The sequence below is a fragment of the Embleya sp. NPDC025285 genome (assembly GCF_055558835.1).
Genome location: NZ_JBVHLU010000061.1, coordinates 12003 through 30862, shown reverse-complemented (window position 1 = coordinate 30862; position 18860 = coordinate 12003). Strand labels below are relative to the sequence as shown.

14 protein-coding genes are annotated in these 18860 nt (G+C 71.4%); 6 read left to right on the top strand and 8 right to left on the bottom strand.

All coding sequences use genetic code 11. From position 1 onward, the window contains the following. Positions 1 to 16 precede the first annotated feature (16 nt). Positions 17 to 1597 (bottom strand): MDR family MFS transporter, encoded by a 1581-nt coding sequence (locus ACZ4FV_RS32825; protein ID WP_465323977.1) that lies wholly within the window; start codon positions 1595 to 1597, stop codon positions 17 to 19. A gap of 211 nt (positions 1598 to 1808) precedes the next feature. Between ACZ4FV_RS32825 and ACZ4FV_RS32820 the strand changes: the two genes are divergently transcribed. Both ACZ4FV_RS32820 and ACZ4FV_RS32815 read left to right on the top strand, forming a co-directional pair. After that, a complete protein-coding gene (locus tag ACZ4FV_RS32820) occupies positions 1809 to 2045 on the top strand; it encodes a LapA family protein (protein ID WP_395874036.1) in 237 nt (78 codons plus the stop codon). Positions 2046 to 2066: 21 nt separating this feature from the next. Further along, entirely contained in the window at positions 2067 to 3191 is a 1125-nt protein-coding gene (locus ACZ4FV_RS32815) for a hypothetical protein (RefSeq protein WP_395874034.1), read from the top strand. Positions 3192 to 3485: 294 nt separating this feature from the next. Here the strand turns inward: ACZ4FV_RS32815 and ACZ4FV_RS32810 are convergent, their stop codons facing one another. Together ACZ4FV_RS32810 and ACZ4FV_RS32805 are read right to left on the bottom strand one after the other, a co-directional pair. Further along, positions 3486 to 5372, bottom strand: coding sequence for an ABC transporter permease/substrate binding protein (locus tag ACZ4FV_RS32810; RefSeq protein WP_395874032.1), 1887 nt, complete (start codon positions 5370 to 5372; stop codon positions 3486 to 3488). After that, positions 5365 to 6759 (bottom strand): glycine betaine/L-proline ABC transporter ATP-binding protein, encoded by a 1395-nt coding sequence (locus tag ACZ4FV_RS32805; protein ID WP_395874030.1) that lies wholly within the window; start codon positions 6757 to 6759, stop codon positions 5365 to 5367. The genes ACZ4FV_RS32810 and ACZ4FV_RS32805 overlap by 8 nt, the downstream gene beginning before the upstream one ends. 611 nt (positions 6760 to 7370) lie before the next feature. Here ACZ4FV_RS32805 and ACZ4FV_RS32800 point away from each other — a divergent pair. The 3 genes from ACZ4FV_RS32800 (at position 7371) to ACZ4FV_RS32790 (ending at position 10348) form a co-directional block, all read left to right on the top strand. Next, positions 7371 to 8150 carry a hypothetical protein gene (locus ACZ4FV_RS32800; protein WP_391586929.1) on the top strand — a complete coding sequence of 260 codons (780 nt, stop codon included), beginning with the start codon at positions 7371 to 7373 and terminating at the stop codon, positions 8148 to 8150. Between the two features lie 110 nt (positions 8151 to 8260). Continuing rightward, complete coding sequence (gene bioA / locus ACZ4FV_RS32795) at positions 8261 to 9562, top strand: adenosylmethionine--8-amino-7-oxononanoate transaminase (protein ID WP_465323968.1); 1302 nt, start codon at positions 8261 to 8263, stop codon at positions 9560 to 9562. 438 nt (positions 9563 to 10000) lie between these two features. Next, entirely contained in the window at positions 10001 to 10348 is a 348-nt protein-coding gene (locus ACZ4FV_RS32790; RefSeq protein ID WP_402241599.1) for a hypothetical protein, read from the top strand. A gap of 96 nt (positions 10349 to 10444) precedes the next feature. Here the strand turns inward: ACZ4FV_RS32790 and der are convergent, their stop codons facing one another. From der to cmk, 3 genes are read right to left on the bottom strand one after another with little or no spacing between them, the layout of a single operon-like run. Next, a complete protein-coding gene (der, locus tag ACZ4FV_RS32785) occupies positions 10445 to 11914 on the bottom strand; it encodes a ribosome biogenesis GTPase Der (RefSeq protein ID WP_395873806.1) in 1470 nt (489 codons plus the stop codon). 44 nt (positions 11915 to 11958) lie between these two features. Then, a complete protein-coding gene (locus tag ACZ4FV_RS32780) occupies positions 11959 to 12624 on the bottom strand; it encodes a lysophospholipid acyltransferase family protein (protein WP_395873805.1) in 666 nt (221 codons plus the stop codon). After that, positions 12621 to 13307 (bottom strand): (d)CMP kinase, encoded by a 687-nt coding sequence (gene cmk, locus ACZ4FV_RS32775; protein WP_395873804.1) that lies wholly within the window; start codon positions 13305 to 13307, stop codon positions 12621 to 12623. The genes ACZ4FV_RS32780 and cmk overlap by 4 nt, the downstream gene beginning before the upstream one ends. A gap of 169 nt (positions 13308 to 13476) precedes the next feature. On the opposite strand from cmk, the gene ACZ4FV_RS32770 reads away from it, so the two are divergent. Beyond that, positions 13477 to 14562 carry a prephenate dehydrogenase gene (locus ACZ4FV_RS32770; protein ID WP_465323967.1) on the top strand — a complete coding sequence of 362 codons (1086 nt, stop codon included), beginning with the start codon at positions 13477 to 13479 and terminating at the stop codon, positions 14560 to 14562. A gap of 135 nt (positions 14563 to 14697) precedes the next feature. On the opposite strand, the gene ACZ4FV_RS32765 is transcribed toward ACZ4FV_RS32770, so the two are convergent. Both ACZ4FV_RS32765 and ACZ4FV_RS32760 read right to left on the bottom strand, forming a co-directional pair. Beyond that, complete coding sequence (locus tag ACZ4FV_RS32765) at positions 14698 to 16797, bottom strand: hypothetical protein (RefSeq protein WP_395873802.1); 2100 nt, start codon at positions 16795 to 16797, stop codon at positions 14698 to 14700. After that, the gene (locus ACZ4FV_RS32760; RefSeq protein WP_402241590.1) at positions 16794 to 18860 is read right to left on the bottom strand and encodes a hypothetical protein; all 2067 of its coding nucleotides are present in this window, start codon (positions 18858 to 18860) and stop codon (positions 16794 to 16796) included. Before ACZ4FV_RS32760 ends, ACZ4FV_RS32765 begins: the two co-directional genes overlap by 4 nt.

The window sequence follows — 18860 nt, the reverse complement described above, 5'->3', positions numbered from 1 at the left end:
GAGGCGCGTCGGCAGGTTACGGCGTGCGCGCCTCGACCTTGTCGATCCGTACCGGAGCGGAGACCGAACCCGGCTCCGCACCCGCCGCGGGCGTCTGCGGGTCGGCCTTGGCCACCACCACCGCCTGCGAGGTCTGCAGCGGGACCTCCTTGATCAGCAGTACCGCGATCAGCGCGAGCAGGCCGAACGGGGCCGCGAACAGGAAGATGTCGCCCACCGCGTGGCCGTACGAGGTCTCCACGATGCCGCGCGCCGGCTCCGGCAGGTGGTGCACGTTCGGGATGCCGGACCCGCCACCCGCACCGGACCGGAGCCCGGCGTCGGACAGGTAGCCGGTGACCTTGGTCGCCATCACCGCGCCCAGCGCCGAGACGCCGACCGCGCCGCCCAGGCTGCGGAAGAACGCGACGACCGAACTGGCCGCGCCCAACTGGTGGACCGGCACCGCGTTCTGCACCGCGAGCACCAGGTTCTGCTGGAGCGCGCCGACGCCCATACCCAGCAGGAACATGTACACGCCGAGCACCCACAGGTTGGTGTCCGCGCGGGCCGTGCTCATCAGGGCCAGGCCGATGGTCAGCGAGACGCCGCCCGCGACCAGGTAGCGCTTCCAGAAGCCGGTCGCGGTGATCAGCTTGCCGACCACGGTCGAGGCGATCACCAGGCCGCCGATCATCGGCAGCGTCATCAGGCCCGAGACGGTCGGCGACTTGCCGCGCGCGATCTGGAAGTACTGGCTGAGGAAGACCGACGAGCCCATCATCGCCAGGCCCACCGCGAGGCTGCCGAGCACCGCGAGCACGATGGTCCGCTCCTTGAACAACCACAGCGGGATGATCGGCTCGGCCGCCCGGCCCTCGACCCGAATCGCCAGGGCGATCAGCAGCAACGATCCGAGCACCATCGCCGCACTCTGCCAGGAGATCCAGTCGTAGTTCTTGCCCGCCAGCGAGACCCACACCAGGAGCACCGAGACGCCCGCGCTGATCAGCGTCGCGCCCAGGTAGTCGATGGTGACCTCACGCTTGACCACCGGGAGCTTGAGCGTCTTCTGCAGGATCACGATCGCGACCACCGCGAACGGCACGCCGACGTAGAAGCACCAGCGCCAGCCCAGCCACGGGGTGTCCACGATCACGCCGCCGATCAGCGGGCCGCCGACGGTGGCCAGCGCGAAGGTGGCGCCGAGGTAGCCGCTGTACCGGCCGCGCTCCCGCGGCGAGATCATCGCGGCCATGATCACCTGCGCGAGCGCGGTCAGGCCACCCACGCCGATGCCCTGGATCACCCGGCAGCCGATCAGCATGCTCGTGTTCTGCGAGAGGCCGGCCAGCGCCGAACCCGCGACGTAGATCACCAGCGCGAGCTGTACCAGCAGCTTCTTGCTGGTCAGGTCCGCGAGCTTGCCCCAGATCGGGGTGGTCGCGGTCATCGCGAGCAGCGTCGCGGTGACCACCCACGTGTAGGAGGTCTGGCTGCCGTGCAGATCGGAGATGATCCGCGGCAGCGCGTTGGACACGATCGTGGACGACAGGATCGCCACGAACATGCCCAGCAGCAGCCCGGACAGCGCCTCCATGATCTGCCGGTGCGACATCGGTTCCGCCGACACCTCCGCGGCCGGTGCGTTGCTCATGCCTTCCCCTTTTACCTCTCGGATCCTCTGCGCCCGGACGCGGCTTCCCCACCCCCGACACTCGTTGCTTGTTACAACCATAGCGTGCTTTGTTGCTGCAAGCAACTTTCAAGAGATGGTCAAGTCGGCGCGCCTGTCCGTGATCACTCCGTCACGCAAATAGCATCGAGGTATGGCGAAAACCCCTCGGCCCGGCGGCGCGGGCGGCAACATCGGCGGCGTGTCCTACCGCACGATCGGCATCGCCGCGGTCGTCGTCCTGGCCGTCTGGTTCGTGCTGGCCAACACCGCCTCGGCGACGATCCGGTTCTGGATCCCCACGCTGGCCGCACCGATGTGGATCGTCCTGGGCGGCACGTTCGGGGCGGGCGTGCTGACCGGGTGGTGGGTGAGGGGAAACCGCGGCTGAACGGCCGGATATCCTGGCCGCATGCTTCGCTCCAGGCCGCGCCCCGCCGTGTCCGTGGCGAGCCTGGTGACCGCCGGTCTGCTCCTGGCCGGCTGCGCGAGTCCCGGTTCGCCGACCGCCGAGCCCTCCGCGGGCACTCCCACCGGATCGGAGACCCAGCCCGTCGGCGACACCGTGTGCGCCGGCCTCCTGCCGACCTCGTCGGTGACCACGCTGCTGCCCGCGGAACCCGCCTTCACGAGCGAGGACCAGCCGCCGCTGGAGCACTATCCGGTACTGCGCTGCCGAGTCTCGGCCGGCGACCGGGCCTTCGTCGGCTCGGCGTACCTGTTCAACATGGCGGGCGCCGAACGTGTGCAGTTGCCGGGGCTGACCACGACCGGGTCGGCGCCGCTGGGCGACAAGGACCACGATCTGTACGGCATGGCCGGTGCGGACGACGCGTGGCTGGTACAGAACTGCAAGGTGCAGAACGTCGAGGGCCCGGTACCGATGCTGGTGCGCGCCCGCACCATCGGACCCGCCGGCGCGCCGAACACGCCCGACCAGCGGCAGCAGTTGGCCGACCTGGCCGTCGAACTCGCCAACGGCGTGGCCAAGGTGGCCGGGTGCGGCTCCGAGCCGACCCCGCGACCCGGCGAGATCAAGCCTGCGAACGATCCGAAGCCGATCACCGACGCGCGCGTGTGCGGCATGCTCGACCCCGCCGCACTCGGCCCGCAGGCGGCCGGTGAGCAGCGTGCGCGCTGGACCGCGGCCGCGACCCCCGAAGGCCCCGGCGCGATCCAGGGCTGCGACCTGTTCCTGGACGGCACGCGCGTGTTGTCCTTCGCCATCGTGCACGGCTACCTCGCCCCCGGCGCCGAGGTCCCGGGCGAACGCGCCATCCTGTCCGAGCGGTTGCCCACCGGTGGCGTCCCCAACGACGCCCAGCTCGCGGGCACCGTCGAGGGCAAGGTGCTCGGCAGGTGCGACGGCCACACCGTCGCCTACCAACTCAGTCGGCACAACGGCGAGGACCCTCCCGGCCTGACCCTGGGTCAGCCCACCGAGACCTTCTTCAAGTCCTTCGCCAACGGGGCCTCCCAGTGGGGCTTCAAGTGCGAACCGATCGCCCCCGACGCCGATTGGCAGATCCGCCGCTGACCCCTGGCACTCCACTGTGCCCGGGAGCCCGGCGAGACGCCCACGACATGCCCCGACCCGATCCGGGCGGATCCCACCACCGGCCCACCACCGGCCCACCGCCGGTTCTCCCGCCGCGCCCATCCGGGCACGCCGCGCGGCCGACACGACGCGAAAGACGAAGAGGGTGCCGCACGATATTCGCGCGGCACCCTCTTCGCGGGTCACCCGATCGCGTCGGCCGATCACCTCGACCGATCACTCGGCTGATCGATCGCCTCTGCTGATCGCGTCACCCACGTGAGCGACGAACCGTCAGCTCACACCCCCCGGTTCCCGAGTGGCGGCCGGCAGCGACTGGGGCTGCGCGCCCTTGTCCTGCCCACCGTCCTTGTCCTGCTTCGGCTGCTCCCCGCCCGCGGCCGGAAGCCCGCCGAGGAACTTCTGCTCGACGTCCGGGTTCTCCTTCAGGTAGGCCTTGACCCCCTCGGCGGCGGCGTTCGGCTTGCCCTCGAAGTCGACGAAGACCTTCTTCTCCAGCGGCCCGAGTACCGAGTCGTCCAGTTTGAGGTTCTTCACCCAGGTGTTCAGCTCCGGGAAGTCCTTCGCGAAGCCCTTGCGACCGATCGAGCTGATCCAACCCGGCGCGCCGTAGGACTGCTTCGGGTCGGCCAGCGGCTTGATGTCGTACTTCGTGTACGCCCAGTGCGGACGCCACATCGTCACCACGATCGGCTTGCCCGCCGCCATCTCCCGGTCCAGTTCGGCGATCATCGCGGGCGTGCTGCTCTTGACCAGGTCGAAGTCGAGCCCGTACTCCGGGATCAGCTTCTTCTCGGTCAGGTCCATGATGTTCGCGCCCGGCTCGATGCCGACGATCCGACCGCCGAACTCCTTCTCGTGTCCCTTGAGTTCCTCGACCGAGTTGTACGGAAGGTTCTTCGGGATCGCGAGCTGCACATCGACGTTGTTGTACCACTGCCCGATCTCCTCGAGCTTGGACCCGTATTCGTCCATGTACTTCTTGTGCAGCGTGGGCAGCCACGCGTCCAGGAACAGGTCGATGTCGCCGCGCGCGATGCCCTGGAACATCGGGCCGACGTCGAGCTGCTTGAGCGTGACGTCGTAGCCGCGCTTCTCCAACAACTGCTTGTACATGTTGGTGACCACGACGTCCTCCTCCCACGGGATCCAGCCGATCGTGATCTTCTTCCGACCGCTGTCCGAGGTGCCCAGCCCGAAGCCGCCCAGCAGCCCCGCCACCAGCGCGACCGCGACCACGCCGCCGACCGCGGCGACCGGGCGCGGACGCCAGTCCAGCAGCCACTTGGGCGTGAAGCCCTCGGTGCTGCGCACGGTCGCGGCGCGCTTGGCCCGGGCCTCGACCCGCTGCCCTGCGGCGTTGACCGTACGGTCGAGGTAGATCGCGAGCACGACCACCGCGACGCCGGCCTCGACCCCCAGGCCCACGTTGTTGTTCGACAGCGCGCCGAACACCTCGCTGCCCAGGCCGCCGGCGCCGACGATGCCGGCGGTGACCACCATCGACAGCGACAACATGATGACCTGGTTGACGCCGGCCATGATGGTCGGCAGCGCGAGCGGGAACTGGATGTCCTTGAGGATCTTCCACTCGCTGGTGCCGAACGCCTCACCGGCCTCGACCATCTCCGCGTCCACGCTGCGGATGCCGAGCTCGGTCATCCGCACACCCGGCGGCAGCGCGAAGACCACGGTGGCCACGGCGCCCGGTACCTCACCGATACCGAAGAACGTGATCGCCGGGATCAGGTACACGAAGGCCGGCATCGTCTGCATGAAGTCCAGCACCGGCTTGACCACGGTGCCCACGGCCCGGCTGCGCGCGGTCAGGATGCCCAGCGGGATCGCGATCAGCAGCGCGACCGCCGCCGAGACCAGCACCAGGGCGAGCGTGGACATCGCCGGCTGCCACATGTCCAGGCTGTCGATCAGCAGGAATCCGACCGCCGCCGGCAGCCCCAACACCGGACCGCGCACGGCCCAGCCGATCGCCGCGAACAACACGACCACGGCCGGCAGCGGCGAGTCCGTCAGCCAGTCGGCGAGATGGGTGATCGCGCCGCCCACCACGCTCTGGATGAAGTCGAACAACCACGAGAAGTGGTCGCGCATGAAGTCGACCAGGCTCTCCGCCCAGTCGCCCACGTGAATCCTAGGCATTGTCACGCACCTCGCCCTCGCCCACGACCGGCTCGCCGGCCGGCGCCGGAACGAGCGAAGCGGTCGGGGCGGACCGCTCCGGCACACCCGCCGTGCCCGTCGGCAGCAACTTCTCCGCCGGGCCCGCGGGCACCAGCATCTTGACGCTGCCGGTGTCGGTCACACCGAGCGTGCCCCCCTCGGCACCGCCCGATCCGCTCGGCGCGGCGTTGCCGAGCGCGGCCAACAGGCTCACCCGGGGGATCACCCCGACCAGCCGCATCGCCTCGTCCACCACCGCGAGCGGCAACCTGCTCTCCGCACACGGCGTGAACAGCTCGGCGACCGGCGTCTGCGGGGTCACCGTCACCACGTCCAGCGAGGGATCGGGCTGGATGCTGCGATCGCCGGTACGCGCGGCCTCGGTAACCGCCGCGTCGGTGACCGCACCGAGCAGCCGGCGGCCGTTCTCCCGGGTGTCCACCACGAACGCGGCCGTGGTCTGCGCCTCGCGCATCGTGCGCATCGCGACCCGGGGCCCCTCGCCACAGGTCACCGTGGCGCGCGAGTCCTCCATGATCGAGCCGGCGGTCAGCACTCGGGTGCGGTCCACGTCGGCGACGAAGGACGCCACGTAGTCGTTGGCCGGGTCGGTCAGGATGTCCTCGGCGGTGCCGATCTGGACCACCCGGCCGTCGCGCATCACCGCGATCCGGTCGCCCAGGCGCATCGCCTCGTTGAGGTCGTGCGTGATGAACACGATGGTCTTGTGCAGCTTCTCCTGGAGTTCCAGGAGCTGGTCCTGCATCTCCCGGCGGATCAGCGGGTCGAGCGCGCTGAACGACTCGTCCATCAGCAGGATGTCGGCGTCCGTGGCAAGTGCCCGGGCCAAACCGACCCGCTGCTGCATGCCGCCGGACAACTCGCCCGGCGCGGACTCCTCCCAACCGGCGAGGCCGACCAGGGCCAATGCCTCACGGGCACGCCGATCCCGCTCGGCCGCCGGCACACCCTGCACGGACAAGCCGTAGCCGGCGTTCTCCAGCACCGTGCGGTGCGGGAACAGCGCGAAGTGCTGGAAGACCATGCTGACGCGCCGGGCGCGCACGTCGCGCAACTCCTTGGCGGGTAGCGAGGTCAAATCCCGGTCGTCGATGTAGACGGCGCCGGCGGTGGCGTCCAGGAGACCGTTGAGCATCCGCAGCAGGGTCGACTTGCCCGAACCGGACAGGCCCATCACCACGAATATCTCGCCCTCGGCGACCTCGAACGAAACGTCGATCACGGCCGGGGTGGCATTGCTCTTGCGTACATCGTCACGGCTTTCGCCGGCACGGAGCCGTTTGACCGCGTCGTCGGCACGTCGGCCGAAAATCTTGTACAGGCCTTCGGCCTTGAGTCTGGACACGCATACCTCGTCATTAGGGCCGCGGAAAACGGAACCGTTGACTTCGGTTCCGGGCCGGAGCACCGCCGTGATGAGGGCGCCGGCGCCGCGGGCTGTGGATGCGGGAGTACGGCCGCCGCAAAAACGTCACGGCAGCGGCGCACGTCCGGGGTCGAACGCCTTTTTCGAGGGCAGGCCCGAAAAAGTTGCATCCCGCATTTGTTACCGGGCGTGACTTGCCCGACTGATTCGGATGAGAAACATATGGAGATTCTCATCTCATGAAAGCGTTCGCATATGTCCGAATTGATTCACTGATCACCCGATCCGAACACGGCCTTTCGACCGCGATCGCCCGGTGATCATGACGTGATCACATCGACATACTCGTACCTCTCGGTCATCGAACGCGTACCCGACGCCGAAACGTCGACGTCCACCGTCGCACACGGGCGTGCACTCCGGCGCCGTCCCCCGAATGGCCGTGGCGTGGCCGGGGCGCACATGCCCCATAGGGGTGACGTTACCGCGTTCTCCAGGTGACACAACGTCACCAGGCGGTAACGTCCCGGCGCGAGAACGCAGACGGCGATCCCCCACTGTCGCACGCACCCCTACCGATGGAGCCTTCCGTGTCACGCTTGCTCGACGTCAGCCCCGAGGTCCGCGCCGAGATCGGCGACGACGAGGCCGCCCGCTTGGTGGCCGGGGAGACCGGTCCCCAGACCTACGCCTGTGCCTCCTGCCGCGGCGAGGGCGACACCACTTCCGTGGAGACCAGCGCGCTGTTGTACCTGGCCGAGGAGACGGCCGTGCTCGCGTTCGCGCACACGCGCTGCATCCCCTCGCAGGTGATCCCGGTCTCCGAGGCGGCGGTCGAGCCACTGCTCGCGGCGCAGGCCAACCCCGGCCTTGCCGTGCAGACGGTGGTGCCGGGTGGTCCGGTGCCGATCTCGATCACCGGCAGCATGGTGGTGTGCGCGGGCGTGACGTACGCGGCGTTGGTGGTCGAGCCGGGTGCGGCCGTGGCCCGTCCCGGCACTCCCGGTGCGCAGGACGAGTTCCTGTCGCTGCTCGGCGAACGCGGGTTCGCGCCGATCGCCACCCCGGACGAGACGCTGCCGCCGCTGCTCGGCGGGTGGTCCGTGCAGATGACCGATGGCTACCTGACCGCGGTGCTGTTCCCGGGCGCGGGCGGACGGACCGAGGCGTGGTGGCAGGCGCAGACCCCGGCGGAGGTGCCCGAGGCGTGGCTGAACGCGGCCAAGACGCACGGCGTGGTACTGCTGTTCGCCGCCCCGGTCGGCACGATCGGCATCCACACCGGCAACGACGAACTGGCCGCCGCACTCAGCGAAGCGGGCCGGCGCAACCTGCTGGCCGCCGGATCGGTACCGGTCAGCGGCATCTGAACGAGCGTCGCCGCCTCGACCCGGCGGCGCGGTCGGGCGGGCATCATGGGTACGCGCGGGAGGCGGCCGATTCCGGGTCGCCTCCCATGCTCCGATAGCGTGCTGCGCCTATGGAGCACTACGACGCGGCCTACGGCGACGAACTGGTTTCCCACGACCGGCGGCACATCTGGCACCCGTACGCGAGCACCGACGGCAGCGCGCCGCTGTTCCCCGTGGTCGGCGCCGAGGGGGTCCGGCTCCGGCTCGCCGACGGGCGCGAGCTGATCGACGGGATGTCCTCGTGGTGGGCCGCGATCCACGGCTACAACCACCCGGTGCTCAACGCCGCCGCGCACGCGCAGGTGGACACGATGGCGCACGTCATGTTCGGCGGACTGACCCATCCCCCGGCGGTGCGACTCGCCCGCCGGCTGGTGGAGATCACTCCCGAACCGCTGAGCAGGGTCTTCTTCGCCGACTCCGGCTCGGTCGCGGTCGAGGTGGCGCTCAAGATGGCGCTGCAGTACCAGCGCGGACGCGGACGCCCCGAGCGCACCCGACTGCTCACCGTGCGCGGCGGCTACCACGGCGACACGTTCGGCGCGATGTCGGTGTGCGACCCGGTCGGCGGAATGCATCACCTGTTCTCCGAGGTGTTGCCGGCCCATCTGTTCGCACCGATCCCTCCCCCGGGCTTCGACACCGAGCTTTCCGCCGCGGACACCGCGGCGATCGAGGACCTGCTGGAGCAACACGGCTCGACGATCGCCGCGGTGATCCTGGAGCCGATCGTGCAGGGAGCGGGCGGGATGCGCTTCCACTCTCCCGCGTACCTGCGCCGGATCCGCGAACTGTGCAGCCGGCACGGGGTGTTGCTGATCGCGGACGAGATCGCCACCGGATTCGGTCGGACCGGTGAGCTGTTCGCCTGCGAACACGCGGGAATCGCACCGGACATCATGTGCCTGGGCAAGGCTCTCACCGGCGGCTATCTGACCATGGCCGCGACCCTGTGCACCGACGAGGTGGCCGACACCATCTCCCGCGGCGAGGGCGGCGCCTTCATGCACGGCCCCACCTTCATGGCCAACCCGCTCGCCGCGGCGATCGCGGGCGCGAGCGTGGACCTGCTCCTCTCCGGCCCCTGGCGCGAACGTGTCACCACCCTGTCCAAGGGCCTGCGCACCGGCCTGGCCCCGGCCCGCGACATCCCCGGCGTAGTCGACGTCCGCGTCCTGGGCGCCATCGGCGTCATCGAACTCGCCACCCCCGTGGACATGTCCACCATCCAGCCGGCCTTCGTCGAACAAGGCGTCTGGATCCGCCCCTTCGGCAAACTCGTCTACACGATGCCCCCCTACGTGATGTCCCCCGAAGACCTCACCACAGTCACCACCACCATGGTCGAGGTAGTCCGCACCCACACATAACCCCGCCCCATCCCCAGCACACCGGCACCCCCGCCCCTGTCCGCGTCGATCACCCGTCGCCCAAGTGCGATTCCCCCGGCGCGTCAACGCCCCCGACCCACCCCCACCCCACCCGCGCCGATCACCCGCCCCGGCGCGTCAGCGCCCCCGACCCCGGCCCACCCCAGCGATCGACGCGCGAAGCGCGGAGAGCGGCGGAGCCGCAAGCTCGGGCTTCGTGACCCGGAGCGAAGCGGAGGGACACGAAGCCCCGAGCGAGGCGCCGCCTTTTTTCTCGGAGGAGCGAAGCGGGGGAGAGAAAAAAGGTGGTGCCTCGCGAGCCGGCGACGAAGTCGCCCAAATAAACAGCAACCCCCAGCCCCTCGTCTCGTTGGACCCGGTGTGTTCAGCTTCGACGACTCCATCAGCAGCCGGTCCCTCGGCCACCCCGTAGTCGCCGTGGGCGCCCCCACGGCCCCCAGCCACGACGTCCTGACGCCGATCTACAACGCGCTGGAGACCGAGTGGCGGCGCATGTTCCGCGCCGTCCCGCACGAGCGCTCGAACGAGGACTACGCGGCGAGCCGCCCGTCCTACGGCGCGCCCGCCGCGCCCGCCGCGCCCGCCGCGATCAGCCACTCGTACGCGCAGGACCCGCCGTTCCCGAACTTCTCGCTGCCCGCCGAGGGCAACTTCGCCCTGCCCACCCAGGGCGGCTACACCACGTACGGCCGACACCGCGGCGCTTCCCTGGTACCCGCCCAACCTCCGCGCGTCCCCGCCCCGCACGGCCATCTGCCGCTCTGATGTGCCCGACCGGGCAGAGCCGGTGGGAAACGACGACGAGGGCCCGGACGCGATATCGCGTCCGGGCCCTCGTGATGTCCGCCGTGCCGTCCGAGATCAGCGGCCGGTCTTGTTCCGACCGCGCTTCTCCCTGACCTTCATCCGAATCTCGATCGGCGTGCCCGGGAAGCCGAACTCCTCGCGCAGCCGGCGTTCGATGAACCTGCGGTAGCCCGCCTCCAGGAAGCCGCTGGTGAACAGCACGAAGCGCGGCGGCTTGGTGCCCGCCTGGGTGCCGAACAGGATGCGCGGCTGCTTGCCGCCCCGGATCGGGTGCGGGTGGGAGGCCACCAGGGTGCCCAGGAACGCGTTGAGCTGGCCCGTGGGAATGCGCTTCTCCCAGCTCGCCAACGCGGTCTCGATGGCCGGGACCAGCTTCTCCATGTGCCGGCCGGTCAGCGCCGACACGTTCACCCGAGGCGCCCAGGTGACCTGGACCAGGTCCTGCTCGATCTCGCGTTCGAGGTAGTAGCGGCGCTCCTCGTCCATGAGGTCCCACTTGTTGTACGCGATCACGATCGCCCGACCGGCCTCGACCGCGAGCGAGATGATCCGGGTGTCCTGCTCGGTCAGCCGCTCGCTGGCGTCGATCAGGATCACCCCGACCTCGGCCTTCTCCAGCGCGGCCGTGGTGCGCAGCGACGCGTAGAAGTCGGCGCCCTGGGTCAGGTGCACACGGCGACGGATGCCCGCGGTGTCGATGAACTTCCAGGTCTTGCCGCCGAGCTGGATCAGTTCGTCGACCGGGTCGCGGGTGGTGCCCGCGACCTTGTCCACGACCACCCGGTTCTCGCCGGCGACCTTGTTCAGCATGCTCGACTTGCCCACGTTCGGGCGGCCGAGCAGCGCGACCCGGCGCGGGCCGCCCTCCATCACGCCGAAGCGCTGCGCGGGGGCCTCCGGCAGGATCGCCAGCGCGGCGTCGAGCAGGTCGCCGCTGCCTCGGCCGTGCACGGCCGAGACCGGCCAGGGCTGGCCCAGGCCGAGCGACCACAGCGCGGCGGCGTCCGCCTCCTGCGCCATGTTGTCGACCTTGTTGGCGGCCAGTACGACCGGCTTGCCGGACTTGCGCAGCACCCTGACGACGGCCTCGTCGCTGTCGGTGGGGCCGACGATCGCGTCGACCACGAACATCACCGCGTCCGCCGAGTCGATCGCGTACTCGGCCTGGACCGCGACCGACAGGTCGATCCCGACCACGTCGCGCTCCCAGCCTCCGGTGTCGACCACGGTGAAGCGTCGGCCGTTCCAGGTGGCCTCGTAGTACACGCGGTCGCGGGTCACCCCGGGGGTGTCCTCCACGACCGCCTCGCGGCGCCCGATGATCCGGTTGACCAGCGTGGACTTGCCCACGTTGGGTCGGCCGACGACCGCGAGCACCGGCAGGGGGCCGCCGGAGTCCTCGGCGTGCTCGCCTCGGTCGGGGCCGTCCCCTTCCAGGTCGACCCACTCGTCGGGGTCGTAGCCCGCCTCCCACGCCTCCGGGTCGAAGGCGCCCTCGGTCGTGGCGTCGGCGTGCTGCTCCATGGGGGTGTTCCTCGTTCGGGTAGCGGTACGGGTGAAGATCGTGGTCAGCCGGCGCGGCCGGTCATCCGCTCGGCCTCGCGCAGGTGCGCGGTGAGCCGTTCGACGATGCGGTCGGACGCGGCCTGGACGGCCTTGCGGGTGGCCCGGCGGTCGGCGTTCTCGACCGCCTCGAAGGGCTTGCCGTAGACCACGTCGATCCGGGAGCGCAGACCCGGCAATGCACCGATCGAGGATCCCCGCGCACCGGTGCCGAGGCAGGCCACCGGGACGATGGGTGCCCCGGAGCGCAATGCCAGATATGCAAGTCCATTGTGCACTGCCGAGAAGTCGGCCTGTCCCCGCGTGCCCTCCGGGAACACGCCGAGCGCGCCGCCACCGGCCAGTACGTCGAGCGAATCGGTGATCATCCGGCGGTCCGCGACGCCGCGCTGGACCGGGATGTGGCCGATCCCGCGCAGTATCGGGCCGAGCGCGCCGGTGAACATCTCGCGCTTGACCAGCACCTGGGTGGGCCGGGGCGCGAACGCGAAGAGCATCGGGCCGTCGACGAAGTTGGCGTGGTTGCCCGCCAGGATCACCGGTCCGGCCATCGGCACGTGCCACGCGCCGAGCGCGCGCACCCGCCAGAAACTGCGCAGCAGCGGCTCGCCGATGAAGTGCGCGGCTCCGGCGAGCGGGGGTTTCGAGGTGGTCCCGAGAGCCGCGGTCACCGCACGTGTTCCGCGACCAGGGCGAGCAGGTGGTCGACCACCTCTTCGCGGCCGAGTTCGGTGGTGTCCACCAGGATCGCGCCCTCGGCCATCCCCGCGGGGGCGACCGCGCGACCCGAGTCCAGCGCGTCGCGACGGGCCAGATCGGCCCGGGTCGCTTCGACGCTGGTGGCCTGTGTGCCGGTCAGTTCGGCGTTGCGGCGAGCGGCGCGGGCCGCCTCGGACGCGGTCAGGTAGACCTTGACCGCCGCGTCGGGCGCCACCACGCTCGCGATGTCGCGGCCCTCGACCACGATGCCGCCCGCGCCGATCGTGGCCCGCTGGAGCTCGACCAGGCGGGTACGTACCTGCGGCACGGCGCTGACCGCGCTGACCGCCTTGGTCACCTCGTCGGTGCGGATCGGGCCGGCCGCGTCCTTGCCGTCCACCGTGATGGTCGGCGCGTCGGGGGCGGTCCCGGAGACGATCTGCGGCTTGTCCGCGGCGGCGGCCACCGCGTCGGGGTCGTGCACGTCGACGCCGTTGAGGAGCATCCACCACGTCATCGCCCGGTACATCGCACCCGTGTCCAGGTAGCGCAGGCCCAGCCGGGCGGCGACCGCGCGCGAGACGCTGGACTTGCCGGACCCTGACGGACCGTCGATGGCGACCACCGCGGTCGCGAGCGGTGTACGGGCTTCCACGGTCGCCGACCTTTCACTTGTTGCCGGCACGGGGGCCGTCACGGGTATTGCCGAACCGGGCGGCGCAGTCGATGCCGCGGGGCGATAGGACACCGCCCGAGGGTACCGTCACGGATAGCCTTGATCGGTTGCCCCATTATTCCGTCACCCGCCCCTTGGAGTTCCCGTCGTGCGTACCGCCGCCGTGGTCGGCACCGGACTGATCGGCACATCCGTCGCACTCGCGCTGGCCTCGCGGGGGGTCACCGTGTATCTCCGGGATCGGGACAGCACCGCGGTGCGCACGGCGGCGGCGATGGGCGCGGGCCAGGAGGCGACACCGCCGGAGCCGGTGGACCTGGCCGTGCTCGCGGTGCCGCCGGCGCGGATCGCCGAGACGCTGCGCCAGGTGCAGTCGGAAGGGCTCGCGCTCGGGTACACCGACGTGGCCAGCGTCAAGGAGCAGCCGCTGCGCGAAATAATGGATCTGAGCTGCGACCTCACCCGGTACATCGGCGGGCATCCGCTGGCCGGGCGCGAGCGCTCGGGGCCGCTGGCCGCGCGGGCCGACCTGTTCGAGGGCCGGCCGTGGGTGCTCACCCCCTCGCGCGAGACCGACACCGAGACGCTGAATCGGGCGCTGGAACTGGTGTCGCTGTGCCGGGCGGTGCCGGTGGTGATGGCGCCGCGCGATCACGACCACGCGGTCGCGCTGGTCTCGCACGCGCCGCACCTGGTGTCCGCGCTGATGGCCGCGCGCCTGGAGGACGCCCGGGACACCGACACCCGGCTCGCGGGCCAGGGCGTCCGGGACGTGACCCGGATCGCGGGTTCGGACCCGAGCCTGTGGGTCGACATCCTGGGCGCCAACGCGAACGCGGTCGCGGATGTGCTCGCCGGGTTGGCGAGCGACCTGGACACCGTGGTCGGCTCGCTGCGCGCGCTCGCCGCGGACGACGAGGCCAAGCGCGAGCTGGGTTCGCGCGGCGTCGCGGCGCTGCTGCGGCGCGGCAACGCCGGGCACGCGCGAATCCCGGGCAAGCACGGTGAGCCGGCCGCGCGATATGAGGCCGTCCCGGTGGTCGTCCCGGACCGGCCGGGCGAGCTGGCCCGGCTGTTCGCCGACGTGGGCCGGGCCGAGGTCAACATCGAGGACATCCGGATCGACCACGCGCAGGGCCGCCCGACCGGTCTGGTCGAGCTCCAGGTGGATCCGCAGCGGGTCGAGGCGCTCACGACGGCGCTGCGCGGCGGCGGCTGGACCGTACAGCGCTGAGCCGGTGGCACGCGCGACCGGGCCGCAGATCGGCCCGGTCCGCGCGCACCCGTGCCCGGTTCGCCCGACCGGTCGGCGCGACGACGAAACCGCGCGGTCACCGGCCGCGCGGTCACCCCATCGCGCGGCCGGCGGTCAGCGCGGCGGGTTCTGCTCCGCCCAGCGCCGGCCCAGCTCGGTGCGGAACTCCTCGCCCCACTGGGAGTTGAGCAGGATTTCCTCGATCAGCGGGTTCGGTGAGCGGTCCCGGCGGTCGGAGAGCACGCAGATCGCGATCTGGCGCAGCACGCCCTTGGTGTCGGTCTTGGGCGCGAGCACCACCACGAGCAGTTGCTCGAACAGCTTGCGGGTGCGTTTTTCGCCCGCGCCGGACGCGTCGAGGCGGTCGCCGAACTGCTCGGCGTCCAGCAGCGTCTCGCGCATCGCCAGCAGGTCGTCCGGGTTCCAGGCCTCCGGCGCGAGCTGCCGTCGGCGCTGTTCCAGCCGAGTGGTCAGCCGGTCCGCGAGCACCGGCAACACCCGTAGATCGGCGAGGCGCAGCGCGACCGCGAGCGTGACGATGTTGTCGATGCCGGCGACCTCGGTCTTGGCCGCGCCGCCGCCGAGCGCGCGCTCGCGCAGCGTGGGCTTGTCCGGAAGGCGCTTGACCGCGCGTCGTATCTTGTCCACCTCGGTGTCCGGGATGCCGTACCCGGCCCACATGCTCCACGGCGCGTTGCCGGCGCTCGCGGGCAGCGCGCCCGGTGCGGGCGGACTGCCCGCGCCGCCGGACTCGGGATCGGCCCCGGCCCCGGCATCCGCGTCGGTGTCCGGGTCGTCCTCGGCGAACGGCAGGGCGGGTATCGGCAGCTCGCCGCGCTCCTCCTCGAAACCCGGCCAGGGCCCGGTGAAGGCGTCCTCGATCTCCTCGAACACCGCGCCGTCGTCGGCGTACCAGGTCACGTCCGCGGCCTCGGCGGCCTCCGCCGGTTCCCCCGCACGCGCCGTCGCCGAAGACGGCGAGGACGGGGACGAGGCCGCGGACGAGGGAGCCGGCGCCTCGGCTCGCGCCGACACCGACGTCCGGACCGGCTCCGCCGCGTACGGGAAGGCCGGCTCCTCCTCGGCCGCCGACACAGTGACCACCCGCGGCTCGCGCTCGACCCGCTCGGCCGACGCGACCCGTTCGACCCGCTCGCCCCGTGCCGGGACCACCGCGGCCACCAGGGCGGGCTCGGGAACCGGCTCCGACGCGGCCTCGGCGACCTCCTCGGCCTGCGCCACGACCTCCGCGACCGGCGTTCGAGGGGCCGCACTCCACCGGCCCAGCCGGGTGCAGATCTCCCGGGAGCGCTCCTCGGCCCGCTCGTGCGGGAACCGGCGCAGGTCGCGCATGCCCTCCAGGAGCCGGTGGATTCCCGGCCAGTCGGTGTCGGTGTACCGGCTCACCAGCAGCGCCGCCGCGTGCGCGTGCACATCCGAACCCGCCTTGGGCTCTTCCCGGACCACCAGTCGATAGCGACCCGCCCACGGCTGCGCGTCCCGGGGCCGGCGCGGCAACACCACGAACCTCGGCTTGGCCGAGTGGTCCAGCGTCTCGAACGTGGAGAACGTGAAGGACACCGGCACCAGCCACAGCAGCAGGTCGGAGAGCCCCCACAACATCGGCACCGGGTCGATCCCGACGTCCCGCTGTTGGAACGAGAAGAACCGGCCCGGGTGGCGCAGCACGGCGGCGACCGCGACCTCCAGCAGATAGGCCTGCTCGCGGGCCCGCCCGCGCAGCCGTTCGGCGTGCGCGTCCAGCGCGCGTGCCACGAAGTCCGGTGCGAGCGGGGCCAGTCCGTAACCGCGCGGGATGTCCTCCAGGGCGGGTTCGCCCGCCCACACCGCGTCCTGGGTGAGCACCAGCGCGGCGTGCGGGCCCAGGTCGCGGCCCGGGTCGAGCAGGACCCGCGCGTTGTTCCCGTCGACCACGTACTCGCGCCGGATCACCGCGGCGCCCCGACCGGTGTGCACCAGCGCGACGCTGGTCACCGGCGCGCCGCGATCGTCCGCGTCGACCGCGACGTGCTCGCGCACCTCGTCGTGCCAGCCCGGGAGTTCGTCCCGGGACACGGAGGCCGCGATCGGCCCCAGGCCGCGCCCGCCGAGCAGGCTGTCCTCTTGGCGTCGGTAGACGATCTGCCGAAACCCGCCCGCGTCGGCGTCGGTCGGTGTGTCCTTCCCGCGCGGCTGCGCCGTCCGTACCGTCATGGCTGCGCTTCCGTCCTGTCCGGCGTGCTGTCGAGGTCCTCCAGGGCGAGCCGACCGTATTCGAGCAGGAACGACTCGCGATAGCGGGTGGATCGCAGCGCGCTCCACAGGGCCCGCCGATAGTCCTCCCACACCCGAAACGACGTACGAAGCCGCCAGACCGTGCCCGCGACGTCGGTACCGAAAGTGCCGAGTCTGCCGTGTGCGACGACGCGCTCGGTCATCTCCCACAACAACAGGCTCAGCGACTCGCGCGGCACGCCGCAGCCGTCGAGGGTCTTGATGTCCTCGTGCAGCCGAGCGAGCACCGTCGCGAAGGCGGCCTGGGTGTGCTTGTCCAGCCGGCGCCGCTCCTCGTGCGTGCGGTGCACGAGTTGGGCCAGGCGGTAGACCACCGGGGTCAGCAGCGGCGGCCCGGCGAGCAGCAGCGCGACCGCGAGCGTGTCCGGGTCGACCCGCTCCAGCGCCTCGCGGAACTCCCGCGTCTCGTGGCCGTTGGACCGAAAGATCTCGCCGGCGGCCAGTCCCAGCGCCTCGAAGCCGGACCGGGTCGCGTGCAACGCCTCCCAGGTCGGCCAGTCCATCGTGCCGCGCCCGGTCCGCCCGGAGTCGGCCGTCGGCAGCGCCGGGCGACTCTCGGATCCGCCCGACTCGGGCCGGGCGGGCACGAGTCGGTCCGGGCGGGGCGGTACGGGTACGGGCGGGCCGCCCGGCGGCGGGATCGACCGATCCGACTCGCGCCCGTCCCGCCGGTCCCGCTCACCGACCCTGGGTATGTGCCCCCCGTCGCCCCGGAACGTGTCCCACCCATTACGCCGAGCGCCCCACGCGTCGGGTTCGTCGAGCGGGACGTACCCGCTGTCCGGGTGCCGCCCGTTGCGCGCGTCCCGCTCGTCCCGCCCGTCCGGTTCATCGCTCTCGTACGACCGGTCCGACTCGTCCGACTCGTACGCGTCGTCGAACCCGTCCGACTCGTCGTCGGTGGCCCAGGTGTCCGTGTAGCCGGTCACCCCCGGATCGTCGGAGTACCCGGCCGCCGACCACCCCCGGCCCGGGTCGTCGGACCCGCTCGTCCCGGCCGCCGGATCCTCGCGGGGCGCCGGGTCGACCGCGCGCACCAGGCGCGTCGCGTCCGGTTCGAGGTCGCGCACCAGGTTGGCGCGGTCCAGGAACGACGCGCCGGGCCGGGCCGCCGCGTCGATCTTGACCAGCGTGCGCTGCACCTCCTCCCACGGACGGGTGCAGTACTGCTGGACCAGGATCCCGGCGGCGTCGCGGAACACGTCCCGCCCCGGCTGCGGTTCGGCGCGCGGGTCGATCCGCAGCCGGTTGGCCGGCTCGGGGGTGTTGGGCCAGCGCGGGACCAGCACGAAGCGCGGCTTGACCATCGCGTCGCTGGTCTCGTAGGTGGAGAAGGTCCATCGCCCGGGCGCCACCCACTGCGCCAGGTCGAACACGCCCCACAGCAGCGGCACGATGTCCGGGCCGACGTCGTCCAGGTGCAGGGTGAAGTGCCGCCGGTGGTCGCGCAGTACCGCCGCGAGCACGATCTCGACCAGTTCCGCGTGGTCGCGCGCGTGCCGGCGGATGTCCTCGTGCACGTCGGGGTCGAACGCGTCCGGGCGGATCGAGGCGCCGCGCATCGGCACGGTGTCCGGCACGTCGGCGAGCCGGACGTGCGATCCGGTCAGTCCACCGCCGTGCCGGCCGTGCAGCCACGCGATCGCCAGCATCGTGTGCGCCTGCACCCGCAGACCGGGGTCGAGCAGCACGTGGGCGTTGTTGCCGGGCCGGTTGGTGCCGTGGATCGCGGCCTCGCGCAGGATCAGCGCGTGCCGCTCCTCCAGCCGCACCCGGCACACGCTCCACTCGGGCGTCTCCGGCAGCGAACGGTCCATCGAGACATGGCTGTCCAGACCCCCGTGCCAGTCCCGCAGGCGGTCGAAGGTCAGCGAGGTGGCGACCGGACCCATGCCCTTGTGGCCGAGCAGGTTCCCGTAGCTCCAGCGATAGACGATCTGATCCAGCCGATCCGCCTCGTCCGCTCCGGTGTCCGATGCCAT